The sequence below is a fragment of the Pseudomonas sp. MT92 genome, assembly GCF_058792515.1.
The window spans coordinates 1-18,227 of sequence record NZ_JBXAFA010000013.1 but is presented as its reverse complement, the minus strand read 5'-3'; the positions used below and the strand labels follow the sequence as shown (position 1 = coordinate 18,227).

Here is an 18,227-nt window from a genome sequence, read left to right as displayed (position 1 = left end):
AACTCCTTGCCTAAAGGACTGAATCAGCCTTGTTTTTTGGTAACGGTTTCGACGATGTGCGACGGAGCCGTATTGTATTTTTTGAATTCCATAGAGTAGCTTGCGCGACCCTGGGACATCGAACGAACGTCGGTCGCATAACCGAACATCTCGCCCAACGGAACTTCAGCACGGATAACCTTACCGGAAACCGTATCTTCCATACCCAGAATCATGCCGCGACGACGGTTAAGGTCGCCCATCACGTCACCCATATAGTCTTCAGGCGTAACAACCTCTACCGCCATGATCGGCTCGAGCAACTCACCACCACCCTTCTGGGCCAGTTGCTTGGTCGCCATGGAAGCAGCCACCTTAAACGCCATCTCGTTCGAGTCGACGTCGTGGTAAGAACCATCAAACACGGTAGCCTTCAGGCCGATCAGCGGATAGCCGGCAACAACACCGTTCTTCATCTGCTCTTCGATACCCTTCTGGATAGCCGGGATGTATTCCTTAGGAACCACACCACCCACTACTTCGTTCAGGAATTGCAGACCTTCCTGACCTTCGTCAGCAGGTGCAAAACGGATCCAGCAATGACCGAACTGGCCACGACCGCCGGACTGACGAACGAACTTGCCTTCGATTTCACAGCTCTTCGTGATGCGCTCACGATAGGAAACCTGAGGCTTACCGATGTTGGCTTCGACGTTGAACTCACGGCGCATCCGGTCAACCAGGATGTCCAGGTGCAGCTCGCCCATGCCAGAGATGATCGTCTGACCAGTCTCTTCATCAGTTTTGACGCGGAAAGACGGGTCTTCCTGAGCAAGTTTGCCCAGAGCGATACCCATTTTTTCCTGGTCATCCTTGGTCTTAGGCTCAACGGCAACCGAAATAACCGGCTCCGGGAAGTCCATACGAACCAGGATGATTGGCTTGTCAGCGTTGCAGAGGGTTTCACCGGTGGTGACGTCCTTCATGCCGATCAGGGCCGCGATGTCGCCAGCGCGTACTTCCTTGATCTCTTCGCGGGCGTTTGCGTGCATTTGCACCATACGACCCACGCGCTCTTTCTTGCCTTTAACCGAGTTGATCACGCCGTCGCCGGAGGCCAACACGCCCGAGTAAACGCGGACGAAGGTCAAGGTACCCACGAATGGGTCGGTAGCGATCTTGAACGCCAGAGCCGAGAACGGCTCATTGTCGTCTGCATGACGCTCCATTTGCTTTTCCTCGTCATCCGGGTCAGTACCCTTGATGGCAGGAATGTCGGTTGGAGCCGGCAGGTAGTCGATAACGGCGTCGAGAACCAGGGGAACACCCTTGTTCTTGAAGGAAGAACCGCAAACAGCCAGGACGATTTCGCCAGCGATAGTACGCTGACGCAGAGCGGCCTTGATTTCCTCGATGGAGAGCTCTTCGCCTTCGAGGTACTTGTTCATCAGCTCTTCGCTGGCTTCGGCCGCAGCCTCAACCATGTTGCTGCGCCACTCTTCAGCCAGTTCCTGCAGTTCAGCAGGGATAGCTTCGCGACGTGGAGTCATGCCCTTGTCAGCATCGTTCCAGTAAACCGCTTCCATGGTCATCAGATCGATCTGACCCTGGAAGTTGTCTTCGGAACCGATAGCCAACTGGATCGGCACCGGAGTGTGACCCAGACGCTGCTTGATCTGAGCGATCACGCGCAGGAAGTTCGCACCAGCACGGTCCATCTTGTTCACGTAAACGATACGTGGAACACCGTACTTGTTGGCTTGACGCCATACGGTTTCGGACTGAGGCTCAACGCCGGAAGTACCGCAGAACACAACGACCGCGCCGTCGAGTACACGCAGGGAACGTTCAACTTCAATGGTGAAGTCTACGTGACCCGGGGTGTCAATGACGTTGAAGCGGTATTGGTCTTTGTGCTGCTTAGCAGAACCCTGCCAGAAGGCGGTAATAGCAGCAGAAGTAATGGTAATACCACGCTCCTGCTCCTGAACCATCCAGTCTGTGGTCGCGGCGCCGTCATGCACCTCGCCCATCTTGTGACTTTTGCCAGTGTAAAAAAGGACGCGCTCGGTGGTGGTGGTTTTACCAGCATCCACGTGAGCAACGATACCAATGTTACGGTAGCGATTAATCGGTGTAGTACGAGCCATAAAGCCCTCGCAAAATTAGTGACGCTAAAATTAGAAGCGGTAGTGCGAGAAAGCTTTGTTAGCCTCAGCCATACGGTGCACGTCTTCACGCTTCTTAACTGCAGCACCTTTACCTTCGGCGGCGTCCAACAGTTCGCCAGCCAAACGCAGAGCCATAGACTTCTCGCCGCGCTTACGGGCGAAGTCTACCAACCAGCGCATTGCCAGAGCGTTACGACGGGACGGACGAACTTCAACCGGAACCTGGTAAGTAGCACCGCCTACACGGCGCGACTTTACTTCGACCAGCGGAGCGATGGCGTCGAGAGCTTTCTCGAAGATTTCCAGGGGGTCGCTGTTCTTGCGTTCTTTAACCTTTTCCAGCGCGCCATAAACGATACGCTCGGCAACGGCTTTCTTGCCGCTTTCCATCACGTGGTTCATGAACTTGGCCAGGATCTGGCTTCCGTATTTTGGATCGTCAAGCACTTCGCGCTTGGCTGCTACGCGTCTTCTTGGCATGGATAAGCCCTCAAACGGTCTTCAGGTTCGCTCGGAATCGGTGCCCTTGCGGGACGCCTCCGACCTTACTCTTATCGACTCAGAAAAATAGATGATTCAGTTTACAAAAAGCCGCTACTACTTAGGCTTCTTGGTACCGTACTTCGAACGACCCTGGTTACGACCTTTAACGCCGGAAGTATCCAAAGAACCGCGTACGGTGTGGTAACGAACACCTGGCAAGTCTTTTACACGACCGCCGCGGATCAGTACCACGCTGTGCTCTTGCAGGTTGTGGCCTTCACCGCCGATGTACGAGGAAACCTCGAAACCGTTGGTCAGACGCACACGGCATACTTTACGCAGTGCCGAGTTAGGTTTTTTCGGCGTAGTGGTGTACACACGGGTGCACACGCCACGACGTTGCGGGCAGTTCTGCAGCGCAGGCACGTCGGATTTCTCGACGATACGCTTACGCGGCTGACGTACCAGCTGGTTGATAGTTGCCATCTACTAGCTCCACTGTTGTCTTGCGACGCTATTGTCTTGCAAGAAAAGCAAAATGGCAGGAACGAGTTCCCGCCAAATTTAGGGGTACAAGAGTCTAAAGAGGATCTTGCCCCCAGTCAAGGCAAGGCCCCGACCTCCCCACTCATCCAACCTCGACAAATTGTCTTGATTCGATGAACGGAGTGACCAGGGCCTTACTCTCATTTACCGCAGAACTCAGTTACCGCTCGAGTTCAGCGCTTCGGTCAGTGCAGCTTCCACTTCACTGGCGCTCACGCGCAACGGTTTGTCTGCATCACGGCGACGCTTGCGCTCGCTGTGATAAGCCAGACCGGTACCAGCCGGGATCAGACGACCCACGACCACGTTTTCTTTCAGGCCGCGCAGGTAATCGCGCTTGCCGGTTACCGCCGCTTCGGTCAGTACGCGAGTGGTTTCCTGGAAGGAAGCCGCCGAGATGAACGACTCGGTGGACAACGACGCCTTGGTGATACCCAGCAGAACGCGAGTGAACTTGGAGACAAACTTGTCTTCCGCGCTCAGGCGCTCGTTCTCTACCAGTACGTGAGTCAGTTCCATCTGGTCGCCCTTGATGAAACTCGAATCGCCGGATTCAGCGATCTCAACTTTACGCAGCATCTGACGCAGGATGGTCTCGATGTGCTTGTCGTTGATCTTCACGCCTTGCAGACGGTAAACGTCCTGGATCTCGTTAACGATGTACTTGGCGAGCGCACTTACACCCAACAGACGCAGGATGTCGTGTGGATCGCTCGGGCCGTCGGAGATAACTTCGCCGCGGTTCACTTGTTCGCCTTCGAAGACGTTCAGGTGACGCCACTTCGGAATCAGCTCTTCATACGGATCGCTACCGTCGTTCGGGGTGATAACCAGACGGCGCTTGCCTTTGGTCTCTTTACCGAACGCGATGGTGCCGCTGACTTCAGCCAGAATCGACGCTTCTTTCGGACGACGAGCTTCGAACAAGTCGGCAACACGCGGCAGACCACCGGTGATGTCACGGGTTTTCGAAGTTTCTTGCGGAATACGAGCGATAACATCACCGATCGCAATCTTCGCACCATCCGCCACACCGACCAGGGCGTTGGCTGGCAGGAAGTACTGAGCAATAACGTCAGTACCTGGCAGCAACAGATCCTTGCCGTTGTCGTCGACCATCTTCACGGCGGGACGGATGTCCTTGCCGGCAGCTGGACGGTCTTTGGCGTCGAGCACTTCAATGTTGGTCATACCGGTCAATTCGTCAGTCTGACGCTTGATCGTGATGCCTTCTTCCATGCCCACGTAGGTCACGGTACCTTTCATCTCGGTGACGATTGGGTGAGTGTGCGGATCCCACTTGGCCACGATTGCGCCAGCGTCGACCTTGTCACCTTCTTTAACCGAAATCACGGCACCGTACGGCAGCTTGTAACGCTCGCGCTCACGACCGAAGTCATCAGCGATAGCCAGCTCGCCAGAACGGGACACGGCAACCAGGTGGCCATCCACTCGCTCAACGTGTTTCAGGTTGTGCAGACGGACGGTACCGCCATTCTTCACCTGAACGCTGTCGGCTGCGGAGGTCCGGCTTGCCGCACCACCGATGTGGAACGTACGCATCGTCAGCTGGGTACCCGGCTCACCGATGGACTGGGCAGCGATAACGCCGACCGCTTCACCGATGTTCACCTGGTGACCACGAGCCAGGTCACGGCCGTAGCACTTGGCGCAAATGCCATAGCGGGTTTCGCAGCTGATCGGCGAACGCACGATCACTTCGTCGATGCTGTTCAGCTCGATGAACTCGACCCACTTCTCGTCTACCAGAGTGCCGGCAGGAACGATCACGTCCTCGGTACCCGGCTTGAATACGTCACGGGCGATAACACGACCCAATACGCGCTCACCCAACGGCTCTACAACGTCACCGCCTTCAATGTGCGGAGTCATTACCAGGCCGTGTTCGGTGCCGCAATCGATCTCGGTTACAACCAGATCTTGTGCTACGTCTACCAGACGACGAGTCAGGTAACCGGAGTTAGCTGTTTTCAACGCGGTATCCGCAAGACCCTTACGAGCACCGTGAGTGGAGATGAAGTACTGGAGTACGCTCAAACCTTCACGGAAGTTCGCAGTAATCGGCGTTTCGATGATGGAGCCATCCGGCTTGGCCATCAGGCCACGCATACCGGCGAGCTGACGGATCTGCGCAGCAGAACCCCGTGCGCCCGAGTCGGCCATCATGTACATCGAGTTGAAGGATTCCTGGTCGACTTCGACACCATGACGGTCGATGACTTTCTCTTTCGAGAGGTTGGCCATCATCGCCTTGGAAACTTCGTCGTTCGCCTTGGACCAGAGGTCGATCACTTTGTTGTACTTCTCGCCCTGGGTTACCAGACCGGAGGCGTACTGACTTTCGATCTCTTTCACTTCGTCGGTGGCTGCACCGATGATGCGGGCTTTTTCATCCGGGATAACGAAGTCGTTAACACCGATGGAAACGCCGGAAATGGTCGAATAGGCAAAACCGGTGTACATCAACTGGTCAGCGAAGATCACGGTCTCTTTCAGACCAACCACGCGGTAGCACTGGTTGATCAGCTTGGAGATCGCCTTTTTCTTCATCGGCAGGTTGACGACATCGTACGACAGACCTTTTGGCACAACCTGGAACAACAGCGCACGGCCGACAGTGGTGTCGACGATACGGGTGTTGGTCACGCTGCCGCCATCACGGTCGTTGACGGTTTCGTTGATCCGCACTTTGACCTTGGCGTGCAGAGCGGCTTCGCCGGCACGGAACACACGGTCAACTTCCTGCAGATCCGCGAACACACGACCTTCGCCCTTGGCGTTGATCGCTTCACGAGTCATGTAGTACAGACCCAATACAACGTCCTGCGATGGAACGATGATTGGCTCACCGTTGGCTGGCGACAGAATGTTGTTGGTCGACATCATCAACGCACGCGCTTCCAACTGGGCTTCCAGTGTCAGCGGTACGTGCACGGCCATCTGGTCGCCGTCGAAGTCGGCGTTGTACGCGGCGCAGACCAGAGGGTGCAGCTGGATAGCCTTACCTTCGATCAGTACCGGTTCAAACGCCTGGATACCCAGACGGTGAAGGGTCGGTGCACGGTTGAGAAGCACTGGGTGTTCGCGAATCACTTCAGCGAGAACGTCCCAAACCTCTGGCAGCTCGCGCTCGACCATCTTCTTGGCAGCTTTGATGGTGGTCGCGAGACCACGCATTTCCAGCTTGCCGAAAATGAACGGCTTGAACAGCTCGAGAGCCATCTTCTTCGGCAGACCGCACTGGTGCAGACGCAGGGTCGGACCTACGGTAATTACCGAACGACCCGAGTAGTCAACACGCTTACCGAGCAAGTTCTGACGGAAACGACCCTGCTTACCCTTGATCATGTCAGCCAGGGATTTCAGAGGACGCTTGTTGGAACCAGTAATGGCGCGGCCACGACGACCGTTGTCGAGCAATGCGTCGACGGCTTCCTGCAACATACGCTTTTCGTTGCGCACGATGATGTCCGGAGCGGACAGATCCAGCAGGCGCTTCAAACGGTTGTTACGGTTGATCACCCGACGATACAGATCGTTGAGGTCGGAAGTCGCGAAACGACCGCCATCCAGCGGGACCAGTGGACGCAGATCTGGCGGCAGAACCGGCAGAACGGTCAGCACCATCCACTCTGGCAGGTTGCCGGAACCCTGGAAGGCTTCCATCAACTTCAGACGCTTGGACAGCTTCTTGATCTTGGTTTCGGAGTTGGTTTGCGGAATCTCTTCACGCAGGCGACCAATCTCGTGCTCCAGGTCGATAGCGTGCAGCAGTTCACGGACAGCTTCGGCACCCATGCGGGCATCGAAATCGTCGCCGAACTCTTCCAGCGCTTCGAAGTACTGCTCGTCGTTGAGCAGTTGACCTTTTTCAAGGGTGGTCATGCCTGGATCGATAACGACGTAGCTCTCGAAGTAGAGAACGCGCTCGATATCACGCAGGGTCATGTCCATCAGCAAGCCGATACGGGACGGCAGCGACTTCAGGAACCAGATGTGGGCGACCGGCGAAGCCAGTTCGATGTGCGCCATGCGCTCACGACGAACTTTTGCCAGCGCGACTTCAACGCCGCACTTCTCGCAGATCACACCGCGGTGCTTCAAGCGCTTGTACTTACCGCACAGGCACTCGTAATCCTTTACCGGGCCAAAGATCTTGGCGCAGAACAGGCCGTCACGCTCAGGTTTGAACGTACGGTAGTTGATGGTTTCCGGTTTTTTAACTTCACCGAACGACCACGAACGGATCATCTCAGGTGATGCCAATCCGATACGGATGGCGTCGAACTCTTCGACTTGACCCTGGTTTTTCAGCAAATTCAGTAGGTCTTTCAAGGCCTTTCCTCCTGGCGGAGCAGAGAGCGGGCAATCCAGCCCCGCTCTCGATTCGCGTCACGTGTTATTCGGTTTCCAGATCGATATCGATGCCGAGGGAACGAATTTCCTTGATCAACACGTTGAAGGACTCGGGCATGCCCGGCTCCATACGGTGATCGCCGTCCACGATGTTTTTGTACATCTTGGTCCGGCCGTTCACATCGTCCGACTTCACTGTGAGCATTTCTTGCAGAGTGTATGCAGCACCGTATGCTTCCAGTGCCCAGACCTCCATCTCCCCGAAACGCTGACCACCGAACTGCGCCTTACCACCCAGCGGTTGCTGGGTAACCAGGCTGTACGAACCGGTAGAACGAGCGTGCATCTTGTCGTCTACCAAGTGGTTCAGCTTCAGCATGTACATGTAGCCAACGGTAACCGGGCGCTCGAACTTGTTGCCGGTACGGCCATCGGTCAGCTGCATCTGGCCGCTTTCTGGCAGGTCTGCCAGTTTCAGCATGGCCTTGATTTCGCTTTCCTTGGCACCGTCGAACACCGGAGTGGCCATCGGTACGCCGCCGCGCAGGTTTTGAGCCAGATCCAGAATTTCCTGGTCCGAGAAGTCATCGAGGCTTTCCTGACGACCGCCGATCTCGTTGTAGATCTCGTGCAGGAATTTACGCAGCTCGGCAACTTTACGCTGCTCTTCAATCATGCGGTTGATCTTCTCGCCCAGACCTTTGGCCGCGAGGCCCAGGTGGGTTTCAAGGATCTGACCAACGTTCATACGCGAAGGTACGCCCAACGGGTTGAGGACGACGTCGACCGGGGTGCCATTGGCATCGTGTGGCATGTCTTCAACCGGCATGATCACGGAGACCACACCCTTGTTACCGTGACGACCGGCCATCTTGTCGCCCGGTTGGATGCGACGACGGATTGCCAGGTAAACCTTGACGATCTTCAGCACGCCTGGAGCCAGGTCATCGCCTTGCTGCAGTTTGCGCTTCTTGTCTTCGAACTTGTCATCTAGCAGACGACGACGATCAACGATGTAGGCCTGAGCCTTCTCGAGCTGCTCGTTCAGAGCATCTTCAGCCATGCGCAGTTTGAACCACTGGCCGTGCTCAAGACCGTCGAGTACTTCGTCGGTGATGTCCTGGCCTTTCTTCAGACCGGCGCCGCCTTCGGCTTTGTGGCCGACCAGAGCGGAACGCAGACGTTCGAAAGTAGCGCCTTCGACGATACGGAACTCTTCGTTGAGGTCCTTGCGGATCTCGTCCAGCTGGGACTTCTCGATCGACAGGGCACGAGCATCACGCTCAACGCCGTCGCGGGTGAAGACCTGTACGTCGATGACCGTACCCTTGGTACCGGTAGGTACACGCAGGGAGGTGTCTTTAACGTCGCTGGCTTTTTCACCGAAGATCGCACGCAAGAGCTTCTCTTCCGGAGTCAGCTGAGTCTCGCCTTTCGGAGTGACCTTACCAACCAGGATGTCGCCTGCGCCTACTTCAGCACCTACGTAAACGATACCGGCTTCGTCCAGCTTGTTCAGTGCAGCTTCACCCACGTTCGGGATGTCCGCAGTGATTTCCTCTGGGCCAAGCTTGGTGTCACGGGCCACACAGGTCAGTTCCTGGATGTGGATCGTGGTGAAACGGTCTTCCTGAACAACACGCTCGGACAGGCAGATGGAGTCTTCGAAGTTGAAGCCGTTCCATGCCATGAACGCGATGCGCATGTTCTGACCCAGTGCCAATTCACCCATATCGGTGGACGGACCATCGGCCATGATGTCGCTACGCTGAACCCGATCACCTTTACGCACCAGCGGACGCTGGTTGATGCAGGTGTTCTGGTTGGAGCGGGTGTATTTGGTCAGGTTGTAGATGTCGACACCGGCTTCACCGGTTTCAACTTCGTCATCGGCAACACGAACCACGATACGGCTGGCATCGACGGAATCGATCACGCCACCACGACGAGCCACGACGCAAACGCCGGAGTCACGGGCTACGTTACGCTCCATACCGGTACCGACCAGCGGCTTGTCGGCACGCAGGGTTGGTACAGCTTGACGCTGCATGTTCGAACCCATCAACGCACGGTTGGCGTCGTCGTGCTCGAGGAACGGGATCAGCGACGCTGCAACCGAAACTACCTGCTTCGGCGATACGTCCATCAAGGTGACGTCTTCAGGCGCCTTGACGGTGAACTCGTTCAGGTGACGAACAGCTACCAGCTCGTCGATCAGGACTTTCTTGTCGTTCATCGTGGCCGAAGCCTGAGCGATCACGTGATCAGCTTCTTCGATGGCGGACAGGAACACGATCTCGTCGGTGACCAGAGCGTCTTTCACCACGCGGTACGGGCTCTCGAGGAAGCCGTACTGGTTGGTGCGCGCATAGGCAGCCAGGGAGTTGATCAGACCAATGTTCGGACCTTCCGGCGTTTCGATCGGGCAAACACGACCGTAGTGCGTCGGGTGTACGTCACGCACTTCAAAGCCGGCACGCTCACGAGTCAGACCGCCAGGGCCGAGTGCAGAAACACGGCGCTTGTGGGTGATCTCAGACAGCGGGTTGTTCTGGTCCATGAACTGGGACAGCTGGCTCGAACCGAAGAACTCTTTCACCGCTGCCGCTACCGGCTTGGCGTTGATCAGGTCTTGCGGCATCAGGCCTTCGCTTTCAGCCATCGACAGACGCTCTTTGACCGCACGCTCAACACGCACCAGGCCAACGCGGAACTGGTTCTCGGCCATTTCGCCTACGCAGCGAACACGACGGTTACCCAGGTGGTCGATGTCATCGACGATGCCTTTACCGTTACGGATGTCGACCAGAGTCTTCAGAACCGCAACGATGTCTTCCTTGCACAACACGCCCGAACCTTCGATTTCGGTACGACCGATACGACGGTTGAACTTCATCCGGCCGACCGCAGACAGGTCATAGCGCTCAGGGCTGAAGAACAGGTTGTTGAACAGGGTTTCGGCAGCGTCCTTGGTTGGCGGCTCGCCAGGGCGCATCATGCGATAGATCTCGACCAGCGCTTCCAGTTGGTTGCTGGTGGAGTCGATCTTCAGCGTGTCGGAGACGAACGGACCGCAGTCGATATCGTTGGTGTACAGAGTTTCGATGCGAACAACACCGGCCTTGGCGATTTTCGCCAGGATCTCGGTGTTCAGCTCGGTGTTGCACTCTGCCAGGATTTCGCCAGTTGCCGGATGCACGATGACCTTGGCGGTGGTGCGACCCAGGACATAGTCCAGAGGCACTTCCAGCTCTTTGATCGCTGCTTTTTCCAGCTGGTTGATGTGACGAGCGGTGATACGACGACCTTGCTCGACAATAACCTTGCCTTTGTCATCCAGGATATCCAGGACCGCAATTTCACCACGCAGGCGCTGAGGCACCAGCTCCAGGCTCAGGCTCTCGCCTTTCACGTGGAATACGTTGGTGGTGTAGAACGCGTCCAGCACTTCTTCGGTGGTATAGCCGAGCGCGCGCAGCAGTACCGATGCAGGCAGCTTGCGACGACGGTCGATACGCACGAATACGCAGTCTTTCGGGTCGAACTCGAAGTCCAGCCACGAACCGCGGTAAGGAATGATGCGCGCGGAGTACAGCAGTTTACCGGAGCTGTGCGTCTTGCCACGGTCGTGGTCGAAGAACACGCCCGGGGAACGGTGCAGCTGGGAAACGATTACACGCTCAGTACCGTTGATTACGAAGGTACCGTTCTCAGTCATCAGGGGGATTTCACCCATGTAGACTTCTTGCTCTTTGATGTCCTTGATCGCTTTGTTCGACGACTCTTTGTCGAAAATGATCAGGCGCACTTTTACCCGCAAAGGTACGGCGTAAGTTACACCGCGCAATACGCATTCTTTGACATCAAATGCCGGTTCGCCCAGGCGATAACCGACGTACTCCAGCGCAGCATTGCCGGAGTAGCTGATGATCGGGAAAACGGATTTGAAGGCCGCATGCAGGCCCACGTCGCGGAACTGATCTTTAGTCGCTCCCGCTTGCAAGAATTCACGATACGAATCCAGCTGGATGGCCAGGAGGTACGGCACATCCATGACGTCCGGCAACTTGCTAAAGTCCTTGCGGATACGTTTTTTCTCAGTATATGAGTAAGCCATCAGCGTTCCCCAGCTTGGTCACCTGCTTGTTTGGCCCCTCCCGACGGGAGCAGCCAGAAAATCGTGCAAACCCCATGGTTTGCGCCACCACATCGGGTGGTTACAGCTCGCTATCAGCGCCGACCGAGCCGGCTGCCAATAACGGAAAAAGGCCGGTGGCAAGAGCCACCAGCCATCAGCCTGTCGCTTAACGCTCGGGCTGGAAACGCAAAGTCGATGCTTACTTCAGCTCGACTTTAGCGCCTGCTTCTTCCAGAGCTGCTTTGGCTTTGTCAGCTGCGTCTTTGGCAACAGCTTCCAGAACCATGGCAGGAGCGCCGTCAACTACAGCCTTGGCTTCTTTCAGGCCCAGACCGGTCAGTTCACGTACAGCCTTGATCACGTTAACTTTCTTCTCGCCAGCTTCGGTCAGCATGACGTTGAATTCAGTTTGTTCTTCAACAACGGCAGCAGCAACAGCTGGGCCAGCGGAAGCAGCAGCAGCGGAAACGCCGAACTTCTCTTCCATTGCCTTGATCAGCTCAACGATTTCCATTACGGATTTTTCGCCGATTGCTTCGATGATTTGCTCGTTAGTCAGAGACATGACTATTAATTCCTGTATTGGGGTGACAGCCTACGCGGCCATCGAAATAAACAATAAACGCTGAAAGGAGTCGCTCAGCCTTAGGCTGCAGCAGCTTCTTTCTGGTCGCGAAGTGCCGCCAGAGTACGAGCCAATTTGCTGGTTGCGCCTTGAATCACGCTCATCAGCTGAGAAATTGCTTCGTCACGGGTCGGCAGAGTTGCCAGCACGTCGATTTGGTTAGCTGCGAGGAACTTGCCCTCGAACGCAGCTGCCTTGATCTCGAACTTATCCTGACCTTTTGCGAACTCTTTGAAGATACGGGCGGCAGCGCCCGGATGCTCTTTCGAGAATGCAATCAAGGTAGGGCCGGTGAACACGTCGTTGAGAACACTGTATTCAGTGTCAGCAACAGCGCGCTTGAGCAGGGTGTTACGTACAACACGTACGTAAACGCCAGCTTCACGAGCCTCTTTACGGAGTCCGGTCATCGCGCCTACTGTTACGCCACGGGCATCAGCCACGACAGCGGACAGAGCGACTTTGGCAGCCTCGTTGACTTCAGCGACGATGGCCTTCTTGTCTTCGAGTTTAATTGCCACGGGTTTAACTCCTGCTTGTTACCGTTTCATCCAGTCGAAACCAGATGTCGTTTTGGTGTCTGATTCGGTAAGGAACCGGGAGCACCATCTGCGTAGGCTTGAGGTTTAAGACTTGCGCCGCCTACGGTCTTGGACAGCCCCCGCCAGGCAGGGACCCCAATTTTTCAATTGACGCAATCGCTTGCGTCAATCCGCGTCTTACGCGTCCAGCGAGCTCTGGTCGATGACCAGACCTGGCCCCATAGTGGTGCTCAGGGTAACGCGCTTGACGTAAATACCTTTCGAGGAAGCCGGCTTGATACGCTTCAGATCAGCGATCAGGGCTTCAACGTTTTCCTTCAGCTTGACGGCGTCGAAGCCAATCTTGCCAACGGAAGTGTGGATGATGCCGTTTTTGTCGGTGCGATAACGAACCTGACCAGCCTTGGCGTTTTTAACCGCGGTAGCTACGTCTGGAGTTACGGTGCCGACTTTAGGGTTAGGCATCAGACCACGTGGACCGAGGATCTGACCCAGCTGACCCACTACGCGCATGGCGTCCGGGGATGCGATCACTACGTCGTAGTTCAGGTCGCCGCCTTTCATTTCGGCAGCCAGATCATCCATACCTACGCGGTCAGCGCCGGCAGCCAGAGCGGCTTCAGCAGCTGGACCCTGGGTGAACACGGCAACGCGAACGGTCTTGCCAGTGCCGTGTGGCAGCACAGTAGCGCTACGAACGACCTGGTCGGATTTACGTGGGTCAACGCCCAGGTTTACAGCAACGTCGAACGACTCGCTGAACTTGACAGTCGACAGCTCGGCCAGCAGTGCAGCGGCGTCTACAAAGTTGTAGGCCTTGCCTGCTTCGATTTTGCCGGCGATAGCCTTTTGACGCTTGGTCAGCTTAGCCATTACACACCCTCCACGTTAAGGCCCATGCTACGAGCAGAACCGGCGATAGTACGCACGGCTGCTTCCATATCAGCTGCAGTCAGATCCGCGTTTTTGGTTTTCGCGATTTCTTCCAGCTGAGCACGGGTAACGGTGCCAACCTTAACGGTGTTCGGACGAGCGGAACCGCTGGTCAGACCGGCCGCCTTCTTCAGCAGAACCGAAGCAGGGGTGGATTTGGTTTCGAACGTGAAGCTACGGTCGCTGTAGACAGTGATGATCACTGGAGTCGGCAGACCTGGCTCAAGACCCTGAGTACGGGCGTTGAAAGCCTTGCAGAATTCCATGATGTTCACGCCGTGCTGACCCAGAGCAGGACCAACAGGTGGGCTTGGGTTAGCCTGAGCGGCCTTCACTTGCAGCTTGATGTAAGCGGTAATCTTCTTGGCCATGAGGCACTCCAATTACGGGTTCAAACGCCTCGAAAGGCTCCCCGGTTACTTGCGCGTTTATCCCAGTGACGACAAAACCCCACAGCCTAAGGCTGCGGGGTTGGGATGCTTGCTCAGTTAGACCTTTTCGACCTGACTGAACTCCAACTCTACCGGAGTAGAGCGACCGAAAATGAGTACAGCCACCTGGATGCGACTCTTTTCGTAGTTAACTTCTTCAACAGTGCCGGTAAAATCGGCAAAAGGACCATCATTGACGCGCACCGACTCACCAGGCTCGAACAGCGTCTTCGGCTTCGGCTTGTCGCTACCATCAGCGACGCGGCGCAGAATTGCTTCTGCTTCCTTATCGGTGATTGGAGCCGGCTTATCAGCGGTACCGCCAATGAAACCCATAACTCGAGGAGTATCCTTGACCAAGTGCCAAGTACCCTCATTCATGTCCATCTGGACCAGCACGTAACCAGGGAAGAATTTACGCTCGCTTTTACGCTTCTGGCCATTACGCATTTCAACCACTTCTTCAGTGGGAACCAGAATCTCGCCGAAGCCATCTTCCATGCCAGCCAGCTTTACACGCTCAATCAACGAGCGCATGACATGCTTCTCGTAACCGGAGTAAGCATGCACAACATACCAACGCTTAGCCACGGGACACCCTTAGCCGACAATCAAGGAAACAAGCCAGCCGAGCAGGGAATCAAGCCCCCACAACAGCAACGCCATAACCAGAACAACAGCCACAACAATCAACGTGGTCTGCGTAGTTTCTTGGCGAGTTGGCCAAACGACTTTACGAATCTCGGTGCGCGCTTCCTTGACAAGAACAAAGAAAGACTTGCCCTTGACCGTCTGCAAGCCTACAAAGGCAGCTACAGCAGCAATCACAAGCAAAGCGAGCACACGGTACAGGATCGGCGAAGCAGAGAAATACTGATTGCCAACAACGCCAATAACCACCAAAGCGACTACCACTAGCCACTTGAGCAGATCGAAGCGAGAACCTTGAGCTTCAGCTTTAGGAGTCATCTATGAAGATCCTGTGAAAAGAAAGCCAGACACACCTGGTGAATCTGGCAGGTCAGGAGGGAATCGAACCCCCAACCTACGGTTTTGGAGACCGTCGCTCTGCCAATTGAGCTACTGACCTAAAACAAAATCAGGCCGACCATTATGCCGGCCTGAAAAAGACTTTACAACAACTTACTCAATGACCCAGGTCGCTCGCCCGCACCAGGAGGTCAAAACCACCCTTGCAAACAATGACAAACAACCTCTAACCATTAAAACAAAGGCAGATATTTTCATATCTGCCTTGTTATATGGAGCTCTTGAGCGGATTTGAACCGCTGACCTCACCCTTACCAAGGGTGTGCTCTACCAACTGAGCTACAAGAGCGTAACACCGTGCAAAACCTGCAAACTTGGAGCGGGTAGCGGGAATCGAACCCGCATCATCAGCTTGGAAGGCTGAGGTTCTACCACTAAACTATACCCGCGAGGCTTGCAGCTCTCGCTAAAAATGGTGGAGGGGGAAGGATTCGAACCTTCGAAGTCGTAGACGTCAGATTTACAGTCTGATCCCTTTGGCCGCTCGGGAACCCCTCCTAAGCGAGCCGGCATTCTACATCATGCCAGCCTTCCGTCAAGCATTTTTCTCATTAAAAACCTGAGGTTAGCTGCGTTGACCTTGCTTCACATCGCTGACCGTTTCAGGTCTTCGCTGTGGAGCGGGCGCCATTCTATGCAAACTATTCGATGGGCGCAACCCCCTCGCAAGGCATTATTTTATGTTTTAACTCATTGAATTCTCTAGAAAGGTTTAGCAACTGCAAATCGTCGAGCCAACGCCTGCTCTCAGGGGCCACACGCACCCAGTAACCGGCTGATTCGGCGCTCCCCTTCGGCAACGACTGATATTTCACCTCCATGCCGCTCAATCGGCGCTCAAGCCCCTGAGCGACATCCTGCCGCGTAAACCCGCCTATATAGAGGCAGCCAACATCTACTTGAGCAGCCTTTCCTTTTTCCTTGGTCGAATCAGGCGTTTCACTCAGCAGGCGAATATCCTGCTGCCCCCCCCGATACAAACTTAAAGGCGTCACATCTTTCGCACGCAGAGGAGCCTCTTGCTGATGCCAGATGTAATAGAAGACGTTGAGAACCAGCAGAAGCAGAAACAACCAACGCATAAGGACCTCAGGACAAAGGACACGCCATAGCCAAGCCAACGAATACCAGATCCGGAACCACCCTCGCCTCCGGCACGATGCCTGAAACCAAAGCCGCATCCCCCCCCGTCAGGAACACTACGAATTCTTTACCCCAGTAACTACGCGCCAGCTCCAGCTGAGTAAGCACAAACCCTTGAAGCATCAACAGGCACCCCCGCTCTACAGCTTCGACCGTCGTACGACCCGGAATGAGACTCTCCAACGCGCGCTCGGCCGCGCGATCACCGTAACGAATTTTGCGGGTATGTGTGCGAAGCTGATTACGCATCAATGGCATACCTGGACAGATGAATCCACCCAAGTGCCCTCCATCCCTGGCAACGAAGTCAGCTGTCACTGCAGTTCCGAAATCAAGGACAAGGCACGCGCCGGCAGCCAGATGAAAACCGCCCAGCATTGCAAGCCAGCGATCCAGCCCGAGCCGCTCGAAATCCTCATAACCATTGCGCACCCCGGACATTTCTCGCGCGGGAACCGCGCAGACCGCCGAGACATTGAAGGATGCCTTCAACAAAGCGGTCAACTCACTGGTTTCATCCGCGGTCCTGACACTCACCAGCCGACAAAACTTCAGAGCAAGGCCTTTCAGTGTTTTCAAGTCGTCAAGCAGCGCCAGATCCGAATCGACAACGCCCTCACCCACCACTGACCGCGCATTCGCCTCAAGCACGCGCCACTTGATGAAACTATTTCCGCAATCGAGCTCAAGAATCATCGCGCAACCTCAGACTCAGCTCGCCACCACTGAAAACTTTTTCCACGCCATCCACCTTCAAGCGCAAGGCGCCTTGGCTATCGATCCCCAGCACTTCACCGTCTATATGGGTTACACCAGCTATCAACGACACCGCTCGCCCCTGCCACAGATGATTTTGCTCCCACTCAGCCTGAATAGCTGAAAATCCGCCCGCCTGGTGACGCGACAGATACTTCTGAAGCATCAATCCAAGCTCGGCGACAAGAAGATTGCGATCGAACACCTTGCCGGACTGAAGCCGCATGGAGGTCCACTGCTGATCGACCTCCTCAGTTATCTGCATGTTTACATTGATCCCAACACCCAGCACCACATGGCAGACATCAGCGGGATCCCCCACCAACTCAAGCAGAATTCCGGCAATCTTCTTCTGACCCACAAGAACATCATTGGGCCACTTCAATCCAGCCGCCGAAATGCCAAGCTCTCGCAGCGTATGCATGACAGCGAGCCCCACAACAAGGCTCAAACCTTCCAGCTGACGCATCCCACCTTCAATACGTAGCACCAGGCTGTAATAGATGTTCTCTGCAAATGGACTCGCCCACCGCCTTCCGCGCCTTCCACGACCCGCCGTCTGACGCTCCGCGAGTACGATAAAGGGAGACGCCTGGCCTTGAGCTATGGCGCGTAGCGCCTCGGCATTGGTGGAGTCAATCGAGTCAAAAGCCAAAACCGGCCAATTACAGGAAGACGCAAGCCGGGCAATTTCCTGCGGATCAAGCAGCGTCAATGGCGCGGCCAGCTGATAACCTCGCCCTCGGACCTTGTGAATGGACAAACCCAGCTCAGCCTCCAGGTGCTGGATCTGCTTCCAGACAGCGCTGCGACTGATGCCCAAGGCAGCACCTAGCGCTTCACCCGAATGGAATCGGCCATCTTTAAGAAGCTTTAACAACGTCAGCATGCAAGTCTCGCCTCACAATGAGGCCCGCATGATAGCCACGCCCCGAGCAGTTGCATAGAAACCCGGAGAGTCAGATTTTCCTGCGGACAAAAACAAAACCCCTACCTGCATGCGCAGATAGGGGTTTTGGAATTTAATCTTGACGATGACCTACTCTCACATGG

The 18,227-nt window shown here is 55.5% G+C and carries 14 protein-coding genes and 4 tRNA genes; all 18 read right to left on the bottom strand.

Going from position 1 to position 18,227, the window contains the following annotated elements; all coding sequences use genetic code 11:
* Positions 1 to 23 precede the first annotated feature (23 nt).
* Complete coding sequence (fusA, locus tag AC1Q6D_RS22715) at positions 24 to 2,129, bottom strand: elongation factor G (RefSeq protein ID WP_046815908.1); 2,106 nt, start codon at positions 2,127 to 2,129, stop codon at positions 24 to 26.
* A 30-nt stretch (positions 2,130 to 2,159) separates the two neighbouring features.
* Positions 2,160 to 2,630, bottom strand: a complete 471-nt coding sequence (gene rpsG / locus AC1Q6D_RS22710) for a 30S ribosomal protein S7 (RefSeq protein WP_002555493.1) — start codon at positions 2,628 to 2,630, stop codon at positions 2,160 to 2,162.
* Positions 2,631 to 2,747: 117 nt separating this feature from the next.
* On the bottom strand, positions 2,748 to 3,119 hold the full coding sequence (rpsL, locus tag AC1Q6D_RS22705; protein ID WP_002555494.1) for a 30S ribosomal protein S12: 372 nt from the start codon (positions 3,117 to 3,119) through the stop codon (positions 2,748 to 2,750).
* Positions 3,120 to 3,335: 216 nt separating this feature from the next.
* Positions 3,336 to 7,535: a DNA-directed RNA polymerase subunit beta' gene (rpoC, locus tag AC1Q6D_RS22700; RefSeq protein ID WP_047534044.1), complete on the bottom strand. Its 4,200-nt coding sequence runs from the start codon at positions 7,533 to 7,535 to the stop codon at positions 3,336 to 3,338.
* A 64-nt stretch (positions 7,536 to 7,599) separates the two neighbouring features.
* The gene (rpoB, locus tag AC1Q6D_RS22695; protein WP_047534046.1) at positions 7,600 to 11,673 is read right to left on the bottom strand and encodes a DNA-directed RNA polymerase subunit beta; all 4,074 of its coding nucleotides are present in this window, start codon (positions 11,671 to 11,673) and stop codon (positions 7,600 to 7,602) included.
* A 220-nt stretch (positions 11,674 to 11,893) separates the two neighbouring features.
* Positions 11,894 to 12,259: a 50S ribosomal protein L7/L12 gene (rplL, locus tag AC1Q6D_RS22690; protein ID WP_007933723.1), complete on the bottom strand. Its 366-nt coding sequence runs from the start codon at positions 12,257 to 12,259 to the stop codon at positions 11,894 to 11,896.
* 80 nt (positions 12,260 to 12,339) lie between these two features.
* Positions 12,340 to 12,840, bottom strand: coding sequence for a 50S ribosomal protein L10 (gene rplJ, locus AC1Q6D_RS22685; protein ID WP_007933724.1), 501 nt, complete (start codon positions 12,838 to 12,840; stop codon positions 12,340 to 12,342).
* 198 nt (positions 12,841 to 13,038) lie between these two features.
* Positions 13,039 to 13,734: a 50S ribosomal protein L1 gene (rplA, locus tag AC1Q6D_RS22680; RefSeq protein ID WP_003186095.1), complete on the bottom strand. Its 696-nt coding sequence runs from the start codon at positions 13,732 to 13,734 to the stop codon at positions 13,039 to 13,041.
* Positions 13,734 to 14,165 carry a 50S ribosomal protein L11 gene (rplK, locus tag AC1Q6D_RS22675; RefSeq protein ID WP_007933726.1) on the bottom strand — a complete coding sequence of 144 codons (432 nt, stop codon included), beginning with the start codon at positions 14,163 to 14,165 and terminating at the stop codon, positions 13,734 to 13,736. The genes rplA and rplK overlap by 1 nt, the downstream gene beginning before the upstream one ends.
* A 117-nt stretch (positions 14,166 to 14,282) precedes the next feature.
* Entirely contained in the window at positions 14,283 to 14,816 is a 534-nt protein-coding gene (nusG, locus tag AC1Q6D_RS22670) for a transcription termination/antitermination protein NusG (RefSeq protein WP_007933727.1), read from the bottom strand.
* Between the two features lie 9 nt (positions 14,817 to 14,825).
* Entirely contained in the window at positions 14,826 to 15,194 is a 369-nt protein-coding gene (secE, locus tag AC1Q6D_RS22665; protein ID WP_047534052.1) for a preprotein translocase subunit SecE, read from the bottom strand.
* 45 nt (positions 15,195 to 15,239) lie between these two features.
* A tRNA-Trp gene (locus AC1Q6D_RS22660) sits at positions 15,240 to 15,315 on the bottom strand.
* Positions 15,316 to 15,488: 173 nt separating this feature from the next.
* Positions 15,489 to 15,564 (bottom strand) — tRNA-Thr (locus AC1Q6D_RS22655).
* A gap of 26 nt (positions 15,565 to 15,590) precedes the next feature.
* Positions 15,591 to 15,664: transfer RNA gene (locus tag AC1Q6D_RS22650), tRNA-Gly, on the bottom strand.
* Positions 15,665 to 15,688: 24 nt separating this feature from the next.
* Positions 15,689 to 15,773 (bottom strand) — tRNA-Tyr (locus AC1Q6D_RS22645).
* A gap of 143 nt (positions 15,774 to 15,916) precedes the next feature.
* Positions 15,917 to 16,357 carry a hypothetical protein gene (locus AC1Q6D_RS22640; RefSeq protein WP_103403381.1) on the bottom strand — a complete coding sequence of 147 codons (441 nt, stop codon included), beginning with the start codon at positions 16,355 to 16,357 and terminating at the stop codon, positions 15,917 to 15,919.
* 7 nt (positions 16,358 to 16,364) lie between these two features.
* Positions 16,365 to 17,114, bottom strand: a complete 750-nt coding sequence (locus AC1Q6D_RS22635) for a pantothenate kinase (RefSeq protein ID WP_090466801.1) — start codon at positions 17,112 to 17,114, stop codon at positions 16,365 to 16,367.
* Entirely contained in the window at positions 17,104 to 18,063 is a 960-nt protein-coding gene (gene birA / locus AC1Q6D_RS22630; protein WP_103403380.1) for a bifunctional biotin--[acetyl-CoA-carboxylase] ligase/biotin operon repressor BirA, read from the bottom strand. Before birA ends, AC1Q6D_RS22635 begins: the two co-directional genes overlap by 11 nt.
* Between the last annotated feature and the right edge of the window lie 164 nt (positions 18,064 to 18,227).